14 protein-coding genes are annotated in these 17,754 nt (G+C 67.8%); 8 read left to right on the forward strand and 6 right to left on the reverse strand.

Annotated features, from left to right (window positions below; genetic code table 11):
* Nucleotides 1–50: 50 nt before the first annotated feature.
* The 4 genes from kdpA to ACSUZC_RS19240 all read right to left on the reverse strand — a co-directional run bounded on the left by kdpA (nt 51) and on the right by ACSUZC_RS19240 (nt 3,258).
* Nucleotides 51–1,850 (reverse strand): potassium-transporting ATPase subunit KdpA, encoded by a 1,800-nt coding sequence (gene kdpA / locus ACSUZC_RS19225; protein ID WP_439030056.1) that lies wholly within the window; start codon nt 1,848–1,850, stop codon nt 51–53.
* Nucleotides 1,851–1,855: 5 nt separating this feature from the next.
* On the reverse strand, nt 1,856–1,996 hold the full coding sequence (locus ACSUZC_RS19230) for a potassium-transporting ATPase subunit F (RefSeq protein WP_439030057.1): 141 nt from the start codon (nt 1,994–1,996) through the stop codon (nt 1,856–1,858).
* Nucleotides 1,997–2,214: 218 nt separating this feature from the next.
* Nucleotides 2,215–2,613, reverse strand: a complete 399-nt coding sequence (locus tag ACSUZC_RS19235; RefSeq protein WP_439030058.1) for a PPOX class F420-dependent oxidoreductase — start codon at nt 2,611–2,613, stop codon at nt 2,215–2,217.
* A gap of 9 nt (nt 2,614–2,622) precedes the next feature.
* Nucleotides 2,623–3,258: a DNA-3-methyladenine glycosylase I gene (locus ACSUZC_RS19240; RefSeq protein ID WP_439030059.1), complete on the reverse strand. Its 636-nt coding sequence runs from the start codon at nt 3,256–3,258 to the stop codon at nt 2,623–2,625.
* Between the two features lie 260 nt (nt 3,259–3,518).
* Here ACSUZC_RS19240 and sigK point away from each other — a divergent pair, with 260 nt between their 5' ends.
* From sigK to ACSUZC_RS19255, 3 genes are all read left to right on the forward strand, one after another.
* Entirely contained in the window at nt 3,519–4,073 is a 555-nt protein-coding gene (gene sigK, locus ACSUZC_RS19245) for an ECF RNA polymerase sigma factor SigK (RefSeq protein ID WP_439030060.1), read from the forward strand.
* Nucleotides 4,074–4,377: 304 nt separating this feature from the next.
* Complete coding sequence (locus ACSUZC_RS19250; protein ID WP_439030061.1) at nt 4,378–6,615, forward strand: NADP-dependent isocitrate dehydrogenase; 2,238 nt, start codon at nt 4,378–4,380, stop codon at nt 6,613–6,615.
* An 82-nt stretch (nt 6,616–6,697) separates the two neighbouring features.
* Nucleotides 6,698–7,432, forward strand: coding sequence for a mycothiol-dependent nitroreductase Rv2466c family protein (locus tag ACSUZC_RS19255; protein ID WP_439030062.1), 735 nt, complete (start codon nt 6,698–6,700; stop codon nt 7,430–7,432).
* Nucleotides 7,433–7,443: 11 nt separating this feature from the next.
* On the opposite strand, the gene ACSUZC_RS19260 is transcribed toward ACSUZC_RS19255, so the two are convergent.
* The gene (locus ACSUZC_RS19260; protein WP_439030063.1) at nt 7,444–8,259 is read right to left on the reverse strand and encodes an SDR family NAD(P)-dependent oxidoreductase; all 816 of its coding nucleotides are present in this window, start codon (nt 8,257–8,259) and stop codon (nt 7,444–7,446) included.
* 103 nt (nt 8,260–8,362) lie between these two features.
* Nucleotides 8,363–9,472, reverse strand: a complete 1,110-nt coding sequence (locus tag ACSUZC_RS19265; RefSeq protein WP_439033180.1) for a GIY-YIG nuclease family protein — start codon at nt 9,470–9,472, stop codon at nt 8,363–8,365.
* 153 nt (nt 9,473–9,625) lie between these two features.
* Here ACSUZC_RS19265 and ACSUZC_RS19270 point away from each other — a divergent pair, with 153 nt between their 5' ends.
* The 5 genes from ACSUZC_RS19270 to nrfD all read left to right on the forward strand — a co-directional run bounded on the left by ACSUZC_RS19270 (nt 9,626) and on the right by nrfD (nt 17,672).
* Nucleotides 9,626–10,222: a TetR/AcrR family transcriptional regulator gene (locus tag ACSUZC_RS19270; protein WP_439030064.1), complete on the forward strand. Its 597-nt coding sequence runs from the start codon at nt 9,626–9,628 to the stop codon at nt 10,220–10,222.
* Nucleotides 10,219–11,775 (forward strand): MFS transporter, encoded by a 1,557-nt coding sequence (locus tag ACSUZC_RS19275; protein WP_439030065.1) that lies wholly within the window; start codon nt 10,219–10,221, stop codon nt 11,773–11,775. Before ACSUZC_RS19270 ends, ACSUZC_RS19275 begins: the two co-directional genes overlap by 4 nt.
* Nucleotides 11,776–12,192: 417 nt before the next feature.
* Nucleotides 12,193–15,516, forward strand: a complete 3,324-nt coding sequence (gene fdh, locus ACSUZC_RS19280; protein WP_439030066.1) for a formate dehydrogenase — start codon at nt 12,193–12,195, stop codon at nt 15,514–15,516.
* The gene (locus ACSUZC_RS19285; RefSeq protein ID WP_439030067.1) at nt 15,517–16,563 is read left to right on the forward strand and encodes a 4Fe-4S dicluster domain-containing protein; all 1,047 of its coding nucleotides are present in this window, start codon (nt 15,517–15,519) and stop codon (nt 16,561–16,563) included. It abuts the gene before it with no gap.
* Nucleotides 16,560–17,672, forward strand: coding sequence for an NrfD/PsrC family molybdoenzyme membrane anchor subunit (gene nrfD, locus ACSUZC_RS19290; protein WP_439030068.1), 1,113 nt, complete (start codon nt 16,560–16,562; stop codon nt 17,670–17,672). The genes ACSUZC_RS19285 and nrfD overlap by 4 nt, the downstream gene beginning before the upstream one ends.
* Nucleotides 17,673–17,754: the final 82 nt, after the last annotated feature.

A 17,754-nucleotide genomic window follows, 5' to 3' on the forward strand; every position in this document is an offset into this window, starting at 1 on the left:
GGGCCCGGATCGGTCGGGCCCAGATCGGTCGGACGCGGTCAGTTGTGTGGTCACAGCAGTGCCTCGGCTATCGGTCCCAGCGCCATCGCCGGGAAGAAGGTGAGTCCGGCGACGAGCAGGATCGTCGCCGCTAGAAGGGATCCGTAGAGGAACCCGTGGGTCGGCAGTGCGGAACGCGAGTCCTGCGCGGCGTCGGCCGGTGCAGTCAGCACCGCCGTCGACGCCGCGTGCGGCATGACGGAGGCGGGCCCACCGGTGGCGGTGCCTTCGTCTCCGGCGGGCGCCGATCTACCGGAGTCCTTGGGGATCTGGCGTGCGAGCAGTCCGGCCAGCGCGAGCACGAGCACGATGGGCAGGAATCTCCCGAGGAGCATCGCGACTCCCAGCGACGCCTGGAACCAGTCGCTGGTCACCGTGAGGCCGCCGAATGCGCTCCCGTTGTTGTTGGCGGCCGACGCGTAGGCGTAGAGCACCTCGCCGAAACCGTGGATCGCTCCGGGCGACCCGGCGTCGCCGCTGTTGCCCTGCGCCGCGGTCGTCGATCCGAGTATCACCGAGATCCCGGTGCCGGCGAGGACGAGCGACGGCATCACCAGCACATACAGTGCGGCGACGGTGATCTCGTGCTGACCGATGCGCTTGCCGAGGAAGGTCGGCGACCGGCCGACGAGCAGTCCGCCGATGAAGACGGTGATGATCGCTAGAACGAGGATCCCGTACAGCCCCGAGCCGACGCCGCCGGGCGCGACCTCGCCGAGGAGCATGTTCCAGAGGAGTACGCCGCCACCGCCGGCCGAGAAGCTGTCGTGCGCGGAGTTGACCGCCCCGGTCGAGGTGCCTGTCGTCGACACCGCGAACAGCACCGAACCGGGGATCCCCTGTCGCACCTCCTTGCCCTCCATCATCGCGCCCGCAGCCGCGGAAGCGACTCCCCCGGTGCGACTTTCGAAGGTCCACACCAGGGTGAACAGAATCGACCAGATCGCGGCCATGACACCCAGCAGGGTCAGGCCCTGGCGCCGGTCGGCGACCAGCGTGCCGTACGTGCGCGTGAGACACACGGGGATCAGCAGCAGCGCGACGACCTCGAGGAGGTTGGAGAAGGGCGTGGGGTTGGAGAAGGGATGCGCGGAGTTCGCCGACAGCGTCCCGCCGCCGTTGGTGCCGAGTTCTTTGATCGCCTCCTGTGAGGCGAACGGTCCGACCATGCTGCGGGCGCCGGCACCGTCGAGCGTCGTCCAGTCGAACCCGGTGCGCCACGACTGCACGACACCCTGCGTGATGAGCAACGTGGCCACCACGAGACCGAGCGGCAAGAGGATTCGGGTCACACCCCGCACGAGGTCGACCCAGAAGTTGCCGATCTCGCCGTTCGCCCGACGGTTGACGATCCCGCGGATCACCGCGATCGCGACCGCCATACCCACGGCCGCGGAGACGAAGTTCTGCACGGTGAGCCCGACCATCTGGGTCAGGTTGCTCATGACGACCTCGGGCGAGAAGGACTGCCAGTTGGTGTTGCTGACGAAGGAGATCGCGGTGTTGAAGGCCATCGCCGGTGCCACGCCCGGTTTGCCGTCGGACCAGGGCAGGACGCCCTGGAGGCGCTGCAGCAGGTAGAGAGCGATGAAGCTCACCAGCGAAAAGCCCAGCACCGCGAGCGCGTAACCGATCCAGGTCTGTTGTCGGCGGGGGTTCACCCGCGCCATGCGGTAGAGGACGCGCTCCACCCACAGGTCTCGTTCGCCGGTATAGACACGCGCCATGTGGTCGCCGAGGGGCACGTAGGCGACGGCGAGGATCGCGACGAGTGCGCCGACCTGCAGCAACCCCGCAAGAGTCGTGTTCATCGGCGTCAGAACCTCTCCGGGAACACCAGCGCGACCAGGAGGAACAGCACGGTCGCGGCCGCAAGCGCCAGGAGTGCGACGTTGACCACCCCCTCGGCGGTCACTTCCTGGCCCTCACGTCGACGGCCCGCACTGCCAGCACGCACAGGGCGAACCCCGCGATGGCGAGCAGCACGTACAACAGATCCGCCACAGTCACTCACTCTCTCGAACGCATCGGTGTGCCCACCGTGCGGTGGGCACATCGAAGGATCACGCCCCGGAGTGCGTGCGAGAGAGTTTCTTAACGCGATCCATACGCGGACCGGGCCGGTATTGACGCTGCGTTGTCACCGGGCCCGCGCGCCGCGGCGACCGGCAACGATCACACGGCAGGCGTGATGACGATCCCCACGCTGCCGTGCGTGCCCCGGCGGATCTTGCTGCCGAGGATGGTGATCTTGCCGAGCAGCCCGTACTTGTCTGCGATGGCCTTCTTGACGCGGCCGCTGTCCGCGGCGTCGAGCACCTCGACGGTTCCGCGGACCGGTTCGCCGAAGGCCTTGTGGCCCCGGACATCACAAGCCTGGACCACCACGCGCGGATCACGTCGCAGCCGCTTCACCTTCCAGGAATCGGCCACGGTCCACATCACCAGACGGTCACCGTCGAGCGCGGCCCACAGCGGCGAGGTCACCGCGGTGCCGTCCTTGCGGTACGTCGTCAGATTCACGTACTTGGCGGTTCCCGCCTCGCCGAAGGTCGACGCATTGTTCGAGGTCATACGGCAATGCTACGGGCAACGCGCAGGGGATACGGCCGCCTGGGAGCCGGGCTGCTGAGCCCCTCGGTGGGCAGTATCCACCTTCTCGCGGATCACGCAGCCGTACGCGTGATCGTTGACCATTCCCGTCGCCTGCATGAGGGCGAACATCGTCGTCGGACCGACGAATCGCCACCCGCGCTTCTTGAGGTCCTTCGACAGCGCGACCGACTCCGGGGAGGTGGTCATCGAACCGGGCACATGCTCTCCGGCGGGCGCGTAGCCCCAGAAGTACGACTCCAGGGAGCCGTGTTCCTCGATGAGTTCGACGGCCCGGCCCGCGTTGTTGATCGACGCCTCGATCTTGCCGCGATGGCGGATGATCCCCGCATCGCCGAGCAGCCGCGCGACGTCGGCGTCGGAGAACCGCGCAACCCGTTCGATGTCGAAGCCTGCGAATGCCGCGCGGAAGTTCTCCCGCTTCATCAGGATCGTGCGCCAGCTCAGACCCGATTGGAATCCCTCCAGGCAGACCCGCTCGAAGAGCGCGTCGTCGCCGACGACCGGGAAACCCCACTCGGTGTCGTGGTAGGTGGTCTCGGGCTCTCGAGCCGCCCACAGGCAGCGCGGGCGTCCGTCACCGATCGTGATCGTGTCGTCGGCCATGGGCATTCCTTCCGTCGCGAGGACGCTACCCGGCGAGCACGACAGCGGCGTCCGCAGAACGCGTCGGTCGGCGACCCGGGAACCCCCGTTATGAAACCGTTATATGAGGATTGCGAAACCATCCCGTTGTGCCTGGGGATGATGGTGGAGACGGGCCGACAGCTTAGCGTTGTACACATCGCATCGACGACTCCGTCGGCACCGAACACCGACGACAGCCCGAGCACCGGACAAACGCCATCGCGGCAAGGAGTTTCATCATGAACGACGCCGATCTGAGCACACTCCTTGCCCGCGTGGCGACCGGCGACATGGACGCCTTCGCCCAGTTCTACGACGCCACGTGTGATCGCGTCTACGGCATGACGCTGCGAGTTCTCCGCGATCCCGGTTACAGCGAAGAAGCCACTCAGGAGACCTTTCTGGCCGTCTGGCGCAATGCCGACACCTACAAGCCGGAGTCCGGGTCGGCCCTGTCCTGGATTCTGACCCTCGCGCACCGTCGGGCCGTTGATCGTGTCCGCTCGGAGTCGGCTGCCACCCGGCGGACCGTCGCCTACGGCATCGCCGACACCGGACGTGAGATCGACGAGGTCAGCGAATCGGTCGAGCGACGCGAGATCGCACGCCTCATCCATACCGGACTCGAGACCCTCACCCCGCTGCAGCGCCAGGCCATCGAGCTCGCCTACTTTCACGGCCTGACGTACCGCGAGGTCTCCGAGCACCTCGGTGTCGCACTCCCCACCGTCAAGTCACGCATCCGCGACGGCCTGATCCGTCTGCGCCAGACCGTGCCCGGCCGCGCCGCCTGACCCCGCCTCACACACGACCCCGCCTGGCGATCGACCATCGCTCGAGCGGGGTCGACTCATATCCCCCGAAGGCCGGGGGGGGTGTGGCGTCGGCCACACCAAATTTGAGACCTCGTCCAGGTCACACGCGTTACCACCTCGTGTTCGGGTCGAATCCACCCACCACATCTCCCGTCGCTGTGCCCGGACAGGCAAAATCAATGTGGAGATGTCACCCGAGTCCATCCCCGGCGTGATATCGGTAAAACCGGACCCACAAGGTCGCAGCAGAGTCGAACCCAAGACAGAATCGAGAACACATCGCATGAGTGCCGAACAGCCGACCATCATCTATACGCTGACCGACGAGGCACCCATGCTCGCCACTCACGCGTTTCTGCCGGTGGTGCGAACGTTCGCCGGGGCGGCCGGAATCACCGTCGAGACCAGTGACATCTCGGTCGCGGCTCGCATCCTCGCCGAGTTCTCCGACATCCTGCCCGACGACCAGAAGGTCACCGACAATCTCGGCGAACTCGGCAAGCTCACCCAGGCCTCCGATACCAACATCATCAAGCTGCCGAACATCAGCGCCTCTGTCCCCCAGCTCCTCGCCGCCATCAAGGAACTCCAGGACAAGGGCTACGACCTCCCCGACTTCCCGGGCAACCCCAAGACCGACGACGAGCGCGCCATCCGCGACCGGTACACCAAGTGCCTCGGCAGCGCCGTCAACCCTGTTCTGCGCGAAGGCAATTCGGATCGACGCGCACCTCGGGCGGTCAAGGAGTACGCCCGCAAGCACCCGCACAGCATGGGTGAGTGGTCGATGGCGTCTCGGACCCACGTCGCGCACATGCGCGAGGGCGATTTCTACCACGGCGAGAAGTCGATGACGGTGGAGGGCGACCGCAAGGTCAAGATGGAACTGCTCACCGACTCCGGCGAGACGCTCGTGCTCAAGCCCGAGGTGTCACTCACCGACGGCGACGTCATCGACAGCATGTTCATGAGCAAGAAGGCCCTCATCAAGTTCTACGAGGAGCAGATCGAGGACGCCTACAAGACCGGCGTCATGTTCTCGTTGCACGTCAAGGCGACGATGATGCGCGTCAGCCACCCGATCGTCTTCGGTCACGCCGTCAAGGTCTTCTACAAGGACGCGTTCGAAAAGCACGGCGAACTGTTCGACGAACTCGGCGTGAACGTCAACAACGGCCTCTCCGATCTGTACAGCAAGATCGAGTCCCTCCCGAGCGCGCAGCGCGAGGAGATCATCGACGACCTGCACAAGTGCCATGAGCATCGTCCCGAATTGGCGATGGTGGATTCGGCGCGCGGCATCACCAACTTCCACTCCCCCAGCGACGTCATCGTCGACGCCTCGATGCCGGCCATGATCCGCGCGGGCGGCAAGATGTACGGCGCCGACGGACGCCTCAAGGACACCAAGGCGGTCAACCCGGAGTCGACCTTCTCCCGCATCTACCAGGAGATGATCAACTTCTGTAAGACCAACGGGCAGTTCGACCCGACCACGATGGGCACCGTCCCCAACGTCGGCCTGATGGCTCAGAAGGCCGAGGAGTACGGCTCGCACGACAAGACCTTCGAGGTCCCCGCGGGCGGAACGGCCAACATCACCGACATCGAGACCGGTGAGGTGCTGCTGACCCAGACCGTCGAAGAGGGCGACATCTGGCGTCTGTGCATCGTGAAGGACGCCCCGATCCAGGACTGGGTCAAGCTCGCCGTCAACCGGTGCCGCGACTCGGGAATGCCTGTCCTGTTCTGGCTGGACCCGTACCGCCCCCACGAGAACGAGCTGATCAAGAAGGTGCACAAGTACCTGCCCGATCACGACACCGAGGGCCTCGACATCCAGATCATGTCGCAGGTCCGCGCGATGCGGTACACCCTCGAGCGCGTCGTCCGCGGCCTGGACACCATCTCGGCCACGGGCAACATCCTGCGCGACTACCTCACCGACCTGTTCCCGATCCTGGAGCTGGGCACCAGCGCCAAGATGCTGTCGATCGTCCCGCTGATGGCCGGCGGCGGACTCTACGAGACCGGCGCGGGCGGCTCGGCACCCAAGCACGTCAAGCAGCTCATCGAGGAGAACCACCTCCGGTGGGACTCGCTCGGCGAGTTCCTCGCGCTCGCGGTGAGCCTGGAGGACGTGGGCAAGAAGTTCGACGACAAGCGCGCCGTCATCCTGGCGAAGGCCCTCGACACCGCCACCGGCAAGCTGCTCGAGAACGACAAGGGACCGTCACGCAAGACCGGCGAACTCGACAACCGCGGCAGCCAGTTCTATCTGGCGCTCTACTGGGCGCAGGAACTCGCTGCGCAGACCGAGGACGCCGATCTCGCCAAGCACTTCGCCCCGCTGGCCGAGACCCTCGCCGCCAACGAGGACAAGATCGTCGAGGAGCTCAACGCTGTGCAGGGTGAGCAGGTCGACATCGGCGGTTACTACTACCCCGACTGGGACAAGACCGCCGCCGTCATGCGGCCGAGCGCGACGTTCAACGAGGCGCTGGCCGCCGCCCAGGGCTGAGTCACCCGTTCCTCATGTGGCGGGAGGTGCCGATTGCGGCGCCTCTCGCCACTTCGGGGTGACGGGTATACCGTCGGGACCCATGGACACGGGTACCGCCGACGTCGCCTTCTACTTCGACCCTGTCTGCCCGTTCGCGTGGATGACGAGCAAATGGGTGCGCAAGGTGCAGTCGCGGCGCGACTACGCGGTCGACTGGCGTTTCATCTCACTGCGGCTGCTGAACGCGCACATCGACTACGAGGCCCACTTCCCACCGGAGTACGAAGCCGGTCACACCGCCGGGTTGAGGCTCTTGCGGGTGGCCGCGAGCATCCGCCGCGAGCACGGGCGCGCCGCGATCGGTCCGCTCTACGAAGCCCTCGGAACCCGGATCTTCGACGCGCACAACGGTTCTTACATCGTCGGCGACACCGACCACCGCGGCACCGAGGACTTCCTGGGCCCGGTGCTGAGTGAACTGGACCTGCCGGCGAGCCACTTGACCGCGCTCGACGACACCGGCTTCGACGCGGAGATCCAGACCGAGACCGACGAGGCCCTCACGCTGACCGGCCGCGACGTCGGTACGCCGATCATCCACTTCCAGCCGCCCGATGGGGTGGCGTTCTTCGGGCCCGTGATCAGTCGGCTACCCAGCGACGACGACGCGATCATCTTGTGGGATCACGTGATCGGGCTGGCGAGCTTCCCGGGTTTCGCCGAGCTCAAGCGCAGCCTGCGGGAGAAGCCGCAGTTGCGCGCCTTCGGCGTGACCGACGGGGAGGCGGGGACCGAGGAGGACTGGCACGGCGGGAGTCGACGCACCGAGAAGTAGTGCGCCCCCGCCTATTTGAACGGGTTCAGGGTCCGGCCCAGAAAGTACTGGACACCCGGCGGAATGGGCCGCACCGCCGCAGTGGCCAGCTTGTTGACCGTCCCCGTCACGCACACCGCGTCGCCCTTCATCACCGCGTTCCACCCTTCCTTCACGACGTCCTCGGGTTCTTGCCACAGGACACCCGGCAGTCGATCGGCGGTCTTGCGGGTCTCCGCACCCATCGCGTCGTGGAACTCGCTCCTGGTGAATCCAGGACACAGCGCCGTGACATGTATTCCGTGCGGCTTCAGCTCCATGTCGAGTGATTGCGACATCAGCAGCACATATGACTTGATGGCGCTGTAGAGCAGGCCCTCCGCGGGAGGCAACAGAGCGGTGATGGACGACAGGTTCACGATTCGCCCCCAACCGCGTTCCTTCATCCCCGGGGTCACTCGATGGGACAGTTCGGTCAACGAGGTGAGCATCAGTTGCAGCTGACCTGCCACCTCCTCCCACGGTGTCTCGGCGAACTTGGTGCTCAACGACATCCCGGCGTTGTTGATCAGCACATCGATTCCCAGCCCGAGCTCTTCGGCGCGCTCGATGATCGCCGCCGGCGTCGCGGGATCGGACAGGTCGCCGGCGAACACGTCACATCGGACACCGTGGTCACCATGCAGTTGTGCGGACAACTCGTCGAGGCGTTCGGCTCGGCGAGCGACCAGCATGAGGTCGTACCCCTGTGCGGCGAGATGCGACGCGAAGGTCTTGCCGATCCCGGCGGATGCGCCGGTGATCAGAGCGGTGCGGCGGTCTGGTGTCGTACGGCGATCTGGTGACATGCGGTGGCTTTCTGTCGACGGACGATGCCGCGAGTTCTACCAGACCACAAGCCCCTGACTTCGGACGACGAGAACGATTTGTTCCATCGGGTGGGGTACGGGTTCAGCGGACCTGTCCATAGGGGTGCCACCCGGACGGGTTCCACTTGCCGCCGCGCTCTGCGCGGATCTCGCGCAGACTGGTGCCCACGTATCGGGCTTCGAGCTCCGGGTCGGGCTTCCCGGTGTATACCCACCGCTTCGGGTCGAGGTTGCCCTCGTCGTCGCGGAAGGACTCCCAGTAGTCGACGCGGTGGACCGCGCGGACGAGATCGTCGGCGAAGACCAGCACGGGCAGGTCGGGTACGGTCCGGTGCGGTCCCGCGCGCCAGGCGCTGCGGGCGAGTCGATAGATGTCGTCGGCGGTGGCGTTGTTGCGGGCCGCCTCGTCGACCTTCACCAGCACGCATGGCTCGGGCAGCGGCGGCGACACCGGCGCCGCATAGCGCAGGACCAATTCCTCGACGGGCCATGGCCGTTCGGTGGCAGCCGGGTCGTGCCCCGTCGAGGGCAGGTCCGACCCCGCCAGTACGGCGGCGTCACGCGCGGAGCCGCGCAACGAAAGTGCCTGCGATTCGGCGGATTCGACGATGCTCACGTCGTATCGCAGAATCCAGTGCTCGACGCCGAAGCCGTCGGCGTCGATGTCGCGGACACGGTCTTCGATGGCGGTTGCAACAAGTGCCGGTTCGTCGTCGCCGACGATGTCGGCGGGATCGGGCACCACCCCGGCCAACGCGGCAGCCGCGTAACGGTACACGCGGTCACCGCGACCCACGCCCACGTGGAACACGGATGCGTCCCGCGGGTCGACGAGCGCATAGACATAGCATCCGAGGGTCGACTTCGCTTCGTGCGGAATCGGTTTCGGCGGCCCGGGCGACGGGAGCGCGACCGGGTGCAGCAGGGCGAGCACCTCGTCGACGACCGACGGCCGGACCCCGAGCCCGCCGCCGGTGACACCGCCGAAGACGACCTCGCCGGCACGCTCCCGGTCGACGAACCGCCAGCCGGCGAAACGATCGATCGCGCGCACCACGTCGGAGACCTCCGCGCGCCGCGCCGCCGCGCCTCGCGACGCCGTTCGCTCGTCGTCGGGATCGAGCATCTCCGCGAAAGCCGACGACGAGAGAAAGGTGTCGAGTGCCGTCCGCGGCAACTCGACCGCATCCATCCTGCGCATCGCGCGTCCGGGCTCGGTCGCGTCGTCGTGGGGCCGTCGCGTCATGGTCGCATGATGCCAGCAGTCGACCCGAAAACCGGCCAAGTCATAGTGTACTTTTGTACATGTACATACGTACATCACGACCGATAGGACGCCGATTCAATGACCGAGGCCCCACCCCGCCGCCGCCGGGATCCCGAGGAGCGGCGTCGCACGATCATCGAGGCCGCCGCCACCCTGATCACCGAGGTCGGCTCGGACGGTCTGACGCACCGCCTGGTGGCCCGGCGTGCCGGCGTGCCGCTCGGCTCGACGACGCAGTACTTCGCCACACTCGACGATCTGCGCGAGGCGGCGCTCGCCCGTCTCGCCGACGACATCGACTCAGGCCTGGCGGAGGTGGCGGAGACGCTCGAGCAGCACGGCCCGTCGGCGGTGGTGTTCGCCGAGGCGCTACACGAGTACATGTCCGACGAGCGACTGGTCCGCGCCGATCTCGCACTCGTGTCGGCGGCGGTCATCGATCCGGAGCTCCGTCCGCTCGCGGTCCGCTGGCCCGATGGACTGGTCGAGATCCTCACGCCGCACGTCGGGCGGAGCGCCGCTCACGCCGTCGCCGCCTACACCGACGGAGTGGCGATGCACGCACTTCTGTACGGGACACCGTTGTCCATCGACGACCTCACCGCCGCCCTGACGGCCCTGACCGGGCTGAGTTCCCCCGCCACCTCCACCGATCAGAACCGGAGCCGACGATGATGCAGCACACATCGAAGACGACACCGTCGACCAGCGCCGGACAGGGCCTGTCCTTCCGGCGCCGGTGGGCGTCGGCCGCGGTGCTGTCGGCCAGTCTGCTGGTCATCACCGTCGACCTGACGATCCTCAACGTCGCACTCCCCGACCTGGCCGGCGACCTCCGCCCCACCGCCGATCAGCAGTTGTGGACCATCGACGCCTACTCTCTCGTCCTGGCCGGCCTGTTGCTGTCCATGAGTTCGCTGGCCGATCGATGGGGCCGAAAGCGGATGCTGGTCACCGGTTTCGCGGTGTTCGGTGGCGCCTCCGCCCTGGTCCTGCTGGCCGACTCGCCCGGCGCGGTCATCGCGGTGCGGGTGCTGCTGGGCGTCGGCGGTGCCATGATCATGCCGACCACCCTGTCGCTGTTGCGCAGCATCTTCACCGACCCGGCCGAGCGCGCCACCGCACTCGGACTGTGGGCCGCGGTGTCGGGTCTCGGCGCGGCCGTCGGTCCGATCGTCGGCGGTGTTCTCCTCGAGTACTTCTCGTGGCGGGCCGCGTTCCTCGTCAACGTCCCGCTGATGGTCGTCGCGATCGTCGCCGCCCTGCTGATCCTGCCGGAGTCCAAGCACCCGCAGCCGGGCCGCTGGGACGCCGTCGGTGCCCTGATGTCCATCGCCGGCATGGTCGCGCTGGTCTGGGCGATCAAGCGGTTCGCCAAGGAAGAGAGCCTTCTCGCGCCGGTCGCCTGGCTGGCCCTACTCGGCGCGGTGCTTGTCCTCACCCTGTTCGTGCGGCGCTGCCTGCGTCGCACGGAACCGCTGCTCGACGTCTCGCTGTTCCGCAGCCGGCCGTTCAGCGCCGGCATCCTGGCCGCGCTCGGCTCCATGTTCGGCCTGGCAGCGGCGCTGCTGTTGCTGGCGCAATGGCTCCAGTTGGTCGAGGGCCACTCTCCGATCGCGGCCGGTGTACGACTGCTCCCGGTGGCGGGAGCGGCGATCGTGTCCTCGATGATCGCCGCCCCGCTCTCGCGGATGATCGGCGCCCGGGGCGTCGTGGCCGGCGGTATCGCCGTCGCCGGTGTCGGCATGACGCTGATGTCCCTCGGCTCCGACGGACTCGGTTACGGCACGGTCGCCATCGCCCAGGTGCTCGTCGGATTCGGCATCGGCTCGCTGGCGATCGCCTCGGCGATGATCATGGCCGGCACCCCGGATGCGAAGGCGGGCAATGCCGCCGCACTCGAGGAGACCGCCTACGACCTCGGCAACGTGCTCGGCGTCGCCATTCTCGGCAGCGTCGCGTCCATCCTGTACCGGTCCACCCTGACCGCCGACCCGATGCCCGGCGTGCCACCCGAGGTGACCGACGCGGCCGCCGAATCTCTCGGCGCCGCCGTCGGTCTGGCCGAGGCAACCGCCGCACCGGGCCTCGCGGAGCGGGCCGCGACCGCGTTCACCGACGCCATGCAGGAGACGAGCCTGGTCGGCGGACTCACGCTCGTCGCCGTCGCCGTCGCCGTGTTCGCGCTCGTGCCGCGCGGCACGGATGTCACGGCAGCGCAGCACTGAGTCGGACGGCCCTCAGCTCGCCACGGCGGCCTCGACTGCGTCCCGCACCGGTCGAGGGGGTCGAACGACGACAACGCAGCCATCGTCGCGGCCGGTGATGGGAGAATCTCGTCCTTCTCAGGGCGGTCGGAGGGCACATTGCCCTTCGGAGTCCCTGAGGTGGACGAGATTTTCGTTTCGTCCTCGGGGCCGCGGGTGCTGCTCATCATCCGAGATGTGCTCGATGGACGCGGCCGGTTGACTCACTGAACGCGGCTGCACGAAGAGGGGCCGTGGCGGCACCGACGACTGCAGGATGGTCAAGTCGGGTTGCCGACCCACGTCGAATACCACGCCGGGCGTCGAACCCGGCGCGCCTGCGCTGGTGCCGGTCCCGTCGACCGGACCGTGGGCCGCGGGAGGGTTAGACTCGATCCCGTGCCATCCTTCAGCCCCCTCGAATGGCCGGTGTTCCGCCAGCTGCGGTCGGGCGACGTGTTCGGACGTGGACCGGCGGTCACGTCGGCGAGGACACGCGGCATCGAACCGCGCACCGCCACCGCGGACCGCGTGGTCCAGAGCGTGTGCCCGTTCTGTGCGGTCGGTTGCGGCCAGAAGGTGTACGTGAAGGACGAGAAGGTCGTCGGGATCGAAGGCGACCCCGACTCACCCATCTCGCGTGGCCGCCTGTGCCCGAAGGGGGCGTCGAGCGAACAGCTCGTCAACAACCCGATGCGGCAGACCGCGATTCGTTATCGCGCCCCGTACGCCACGGAGTGGCAGGATCTCGACCGCGACACCGCGATCGACATGATCGCCGACCGCTTCCTCGAGGCCAGGCGCCGCGGATGGCAGGACCACGACGACGAGGGTCGGCTGCTCCGGCGCACGATGGGTATCGCCTCGCTCGGTGGCGCCACCCTCGACAACGAAGAGAACTACCTGATCAAGAAGTTGTTCACCGCCGCGGGCGCGATCCAGATCGAGAACCAGGCGCGTATATGACACTCCGCCACGGTTCCCGGTCTGGGGGCCTCGTTCGGACGCGGCGGCGCAACGCAATCACTGCAGGACATGGCCAACGCCGATTGCATCGTCCTCATGGGCGGCAACATGGCCGAGGCGCACCCGGTGGGTTTCCAGTGGGTGTCGGAGGCAAAGGCCAAGGGCGCGAAGGTCATTCACGTCGACCCGCGTTTCACCCGAACCTCCGCGGTTGCGGACAGGCACATCTCGATCCGTGCCGGCTCTGACGTCGTCCTGCTCGGCGCGCTGATCAACTACGCTATCACGCACGAGAAGTACTTCCGTGAGTACGTCGTCGCCTACACCAATGCCGCGACACTGATCTCGGAGGACTTCCGCGACACCGAGGAACTCGGCGGCCTGTTCTCCGGTTTCGACCCTGAGACCGGCGAATACGACGCGACGTCGTGGGCGTACGAGGAACCCGACGCCCAGTCCGACGGAGATCAGGCCGGCGAGGACAAGGTCGAGTCACCGGGCCATCCCGACGACGGCCCGCCCGCGAAGGATCGGGCCGTCGGCCACGAACACGGTTCCGGCGGGCCGCCGCTCGAGCACGGCGCCACGGTGCGCGACGACTCGCTCGAGCATCCGCGCAGCGTGTTCCAGATAGTCAAACGCCACTACTCGCGCTACACACCCGAGATGGTGCGCGACATGTGCGGGATCTCGCTACGCGACTTCGAGTACCTCGCCCGCGCCGTCACCGACAACTCCGGTCGCGAACGCACCACCTGCTTCGGCTACGCGACCGGCTGGACCCAGCACACCTTCGGCGCCCAGTTCATCCGTGCCGCGTCGGTTCTGCAGCTCCTGCTCGGCAACATCGGTCGGCCGGGCGGCGGGATCATGGCGCTCCGCGGTCACGCGAGCATCCAGGGGTCCACGGACATCCCGACGCTGTTCAACCTCCTGCCCGGCTATCTGCCGATGCCCTCGGCGGGCAAACACGACAGCTTCGGCGAGTACATCGACGCCATCACCTCGAAGGCCGAGAAGGGGTTCTGGGCCAACGCCGAGGACTACACGGTGAGTCTCCTCAAGGCGTGGTTCGGCGATGCCGCGACCGCCGAGAACGACTGGTGTTACGACTATCTGCCGCGACTCACCGGTCCGGCGGGTACCTTCCAGACGACGGTCGACATGCTCGCCGACAAGGTCGACGGTTACTTCGTCCTCGGCCAGAACCCCGCAGTGGGTTCGGCCAACGGCCGCCAGGCGCGGATGGCGATGTCGCACCTGAAGTGGCTCGTCGTGCGTGACCTCAACATGATCGAGACGGCCACCTGGTGGAAGGACGGACCCGAGATCGACTCCGGGGAGCTCCGCACCGAGGACATCGCGACCGAGGTGTTCTTCCTGCCCGCGGCCACCCATGTCGAGAAGGCCGGCTCGTTCACGCAGACGCAGCGCATGGTGCAGTGGCGTCACCAGGCCGTCGAACCACCGGGCCAGTGCCAGAGCGAGATGGACTTCTTCTACGAACTCGGACGCCGCATCCGCGAACGGCTCGCCGGGTCGACCGACGACCGCGACCGTCCGCTGCTCGACATCACCTGGGACTATCCCCTCGACCAGCACGGCAACCCCGATCCCGAGGCCGTGCTGTCGGAGATCAACGGTTATCACGTGACCGGACCCGACGCAGGCAAGAACCTCACGTCCTACACCCAGATGCGACGCGACGGCTCGACCGCGGGCGGGTGCTGGATCTACACCGGCGTCTACACCGGTGCGGAAACCGACGGCCCGCGGAACCTGGCCGCCCGCCGGGTCCCACAGGGCGGCGGCGGGGTCACCCAGCACGAGTGGGGCTGGGTGTGGCCGGCGGATCGTCGAATCCTCTACAACCGTGCGTCGGCCGACCCCGACGGTCGCCCGTGGAGCGAACGCAAGCGATACATGGAATGGAACGCCGACGCCGGGCGATGGGTCGGTCCCGACGTGCCCGACTTCCCCGTCGACCTCGCACCCGACGCACGGCCCGATCCGTCGGTCGGCGGCGTCGAAGCCCTGTGCGGCGACGACCCGTTCGTCATGCAGGCAGACGGGAAGGGCTGGCTCTATGCCCCTCGCGGGCTGGTCGACGGCCCGCTGCCGACGCACTACGAGCCGCAGGAATCGCCCGTGGTCAACACGTTGTATCCCCAGCAGCAGTCGCCTGCCCGCGTCCTGTTCCCCCGCGTGGACAACCTCGGCGCGCCGAGCGGAGGCGTCCCGGGTTCCGAGGTGTATCCGTTCGTGTTCACCACATACCGCCTCACCGAGCATCACACCGCGGGCGGCATGAGCCGGTGGTCGCCGTATCTGGCGGAGCTGCAACCAGAGATGTTCTGCGAGATCTCGCCCGAACTGGCGGCCGAGCGCGGCCTGACCAACGAGGGCTGGGCGACGATCGTCTCGCCGCGCGGCGCGATCGAGGCACGAGTTCTCGTGACCGACCGCATGGTGCCGCTGACCATCAACGGACGGCAGGTGCACCAGGTCGGGCTCCCCTACCACTGGGGCGTCGGCTCCGACGCCGTGGTCAGCGGCGATGCCGCCAACGACCTGATCGGGGTCACACTGGATCCGAACGTGCAGATCCAGGAGTCCAAGGTGGGCTCATGCGACGTCATCGCCGGGCGCCGGCCGCAGGGCCGGGCCCTGCTCGACCTGGTGCGTGCCCATCAGGAGCGCGCCGGGGTCACCGTCGAGACCGACAACCAGCACATCACCGGGAAGGCGGACGAGTAGATGGGGCAGCTGTCCGGACCATCCGATCCCAGCGCCGACGCGCACTGGAGCACTCACGAGGACCGCAAGGGGTTCTTCACCGACACCTCGATCTGCATCGGCTGCAAGGCCTGCGAGGTCGCGTGCAAGGAGTGGAACGGCAACCCGCGCGACGGCGACCTCGCGCTCACCGGGATGTCGTATGACAACACCGTCGCGCTCGGTGCGAGCACCTGGCGTCACGTCGCCTTCATCGAACAGAACTCCGACCGCATCGCCGAGGCCCGTGAATCCGGGCGCATGCTCGTCGGTCTCGGGATGCCCGCCATGCCCTCCCCGCCGGCTGAAGCCTCCTCCCCGCCGGCTGAGCCCTCCTTCCCGCCGGCTGAGCCGGCGAGGAGCGCAGCGACGAGCCGAGTCGAAGTCCCGGACACCCCCGAGTTCCGCTGGCTGATGTCGTCGGACGTCTGCAAGCACTGCACGCATGCCGGATGCCTCGACGTCTGTCCGACCGGCGCGCTGTTCCGTACCGAGTTCGGCACCGTGGTGATCCAGGACGACGTCTGCAACGGCTGCGGGACGTGCGTGGCCGGATGCCCGTTCGGCGTCGTCGAGCGTCGCGCCGACGGTACCGCCGCCCCGACGATCCGCTCCGGCGAGCGCAAGGGCGAGCAGCCCGAGGTGCCCAAACGCGGTGTCGCGCAGAAGTGCACGCTCTGCTACGACCGGTTGCTCGACGACGAGACACCGGCCTGTGCGAAGACCTGCCCGACCACGTCGATCAAGTTCGGCGACCACGACGACCTCGTCGACGACGCCCACGCCCGCGTCCGGGCGCTGCACGAGCAGGGTATGACCGAGGCGCGGCTCTACGGGGCCAACCCGAACGACGGTGTCGGCGGCACCGGGTCGGTGTTCCTGCTGCTCGACGAGCCAGAGGTCTACGGACTGCCGCCGGACCCGCGGGTGTGCACCGCGGACCTGCCGGCGATGTACAAACGCGCCGGGATCGCCGCCGCCGGAATGCTCGCCGCCGCCGCACTCTCGTTTCTGCGGGGCGGCCGATGACCTCGTCGGAGTTCGACTCGTTCCGTCCGCCGGAGCCGCCCCGGCGGCGCGGCCGGGGTTTCGGCCGTGGCGGACAACGCAAGCCACGCAAGAACTTCGGCCAGGGCGACGGCAACCGTGAGATGTCGATGGTTCCCGACGCCGAGTTCACCTCGTACTACGGACATCCCGTGGTCAAACCGCCGCCCTGGGACGAGAAGGTCGCCGCCTACCTGTTCCTGGGCGGTGTCGCCGGCGGTTCCGGTGTCCTCGCCGCCGGCGCCCAGCTCACCGGACGGGATGTGTTGCGCCGCAACGCCCGTCTCGGCGGCCTCGGCGCTGTGGGCCTGGGCGCGATCGCGCTCGTCGCCGACCTCGGGCGGCCCGACCGCTTCTACAACATGCTGCGGACATTCAAGGTGACCTCACCGATGAGCGTCGGCTCATGGATCCTGTCGGCGTTCAGCGGCGCGCTCGGTGTGGCCGCGGTCGGCGAGATCGACCGGATGACCGGGGCACGTCTGCCGCTGGGGCCGCTGCGTCCGGCGCTGCGGGCCGTCGAGGCCCCGGCCGGACTGGCGGCGGGTCTCGCCGGTCCGCCGCTCGCGGTGTACACCGCCGTCCTGCTCTCCGACACCGCCGTGCCCACCTGGAACGCCATGCACCGCGACCTGCCGTTCGTGTTCGTCAGTTCGGCGAGCCTGGCGTCGAGCGGGCTGGCCCTGGTCACCACACCCACGGACCAGGCGGCCCCGGCGCGCACCCTGGCGGTTCTCGGCGTGATCGGCGACCTCACCGCGATGCGACTGATGGAACGTCGGATGGACCCGGTGACCACCGAACCGATGCACGACGGCACGGCGGGAAAGCTCCTGCGCTGGAGCGAGCGACTGGCCGTGGCCGGCGGTGTCGGCGCCCTGCTCAGCGGCCGCTCCCGGCCGGTGGCCGTCGCGTCGGGACTCGCTTTGCTCGCCGCGTCGGCGTGCACACGATTCGGCGTCTTCGACGCCGGAATCGAATCGGCGAAGAATCCCCGCTACACCATCGAACCGCAGAAACGGCGTCTCGCAGCGCGTCGTGCCGCGGGGATCACCGACGACTCCATCACCACCGGCCCGCCCGCGCCCTGAGGTGCGGGCGCGTCGTAAAGGACAGTCCCCGCTCACCGGATCCGTTCCCGCTCACCGAAATCTGGTGAGCGGGAACGGAATC

The sequence above is a fragment of the Gordonia terrae genome (genome assembly GCF_051789125.1).
Classification (GTDB): Bacteria; Actinomycetota; Actinomycetes; order Mycobacteriales; family Mycobacteriaceae; genus Gordonia; species Gordonia terrae_A.

What these genes read in the sequence shown, in the direction of transcription:
- kdpA (WP_439030056.1), bottom strand. Translation starts at nt 1,850, where the DNA reads ATGAACACGACTCTTGCGGGGTTGCTGCAGGTCGGCGCACTCGTCGCG.
- ACSUZC_RS19235 (WP_439030058.1), bottom strand. Translation starts at nt 2,613, where the DNA reads ATGACCTCGAACAATGCGTCGACCTTCGGCGAGGCGGGAACCGCCAAG.
- ACSUZC_RS19240 (WP_439030059.1), bottom strand. Translation starts at nt 3,258, where the DNA reads ATGGCCGACGACACGATCACGATCGGTGACGGACGCCCGCGCTGCCTG.
- sigK (WP_439030060.1), top strand. Translation starts at nt 3,519, where the DNA reads ATGAACGACGCCGATCTGAGCACACTCCTTGCCCGCGTGGCGACCGGC.
- ACSUZC_RS19250 (WP_439030061.1), top strand. Translation starts at nt 4,378, where the DNA reads ATGAGTGCCGAACAGCCGACCATCATCTATACGCTGACCGACGAGGCA.
- ACSUZC_RS19255 (WP_439030062.1), top strand. Translation starts at nt 6,698, where the DNA reads ATGGACACGGGTACCGCCGACGTCGCCTTCTACTTCGACCCTGTCTGC.
- ACSUZC_RS19260 (WP_439030063.1), bottom strand. Translation starts at nt 8,259, where the DNA reads ATGTCACCAGATCGCCGTACGACACCAGACCGCCGCACCGCTCTGATC.
- ACSUZC_RS19265 (WP_439033180.1), bottom strand. Translation starts at nt 9,472, where the DNA reads ATGGATGCGGTCGAGTTGCCGCGGACGGCACTCGACACCTTTCTCTCG.
- ACSUZC_RS19270 (WP_439030064.1), top strand. Translation starts at nt 9,626, where the DNA reads ATGACCGAGGCCCCACCCCGCCGCCGCCGGGATCCCGAGGAGCGGCGT.
- ACSUZC_RS19275 (WP_439030065.1), top strand. Translation starts at nt 10,219, where the DNA reads ATGATGCAGCACACATCGAAGACGACACCGTCGACCAGCGCCGGACAG.
- ACSUZC_RS19285 (WP_439030067.1), top strand. Translation starts at nt 15,517, where the DNA reads ATGGGGCAGCTGTCCGGACCATCCGATCCCAGCGCCGACGCGCACTGG.
- nrfD (WP_439030068.1), top strand. Translation starts at nt 16,560, where the DNA reads ATGACCTCGTCGGAGTTCGACTCGTTCCGTCCGCCGGAGCCGCCCCGG.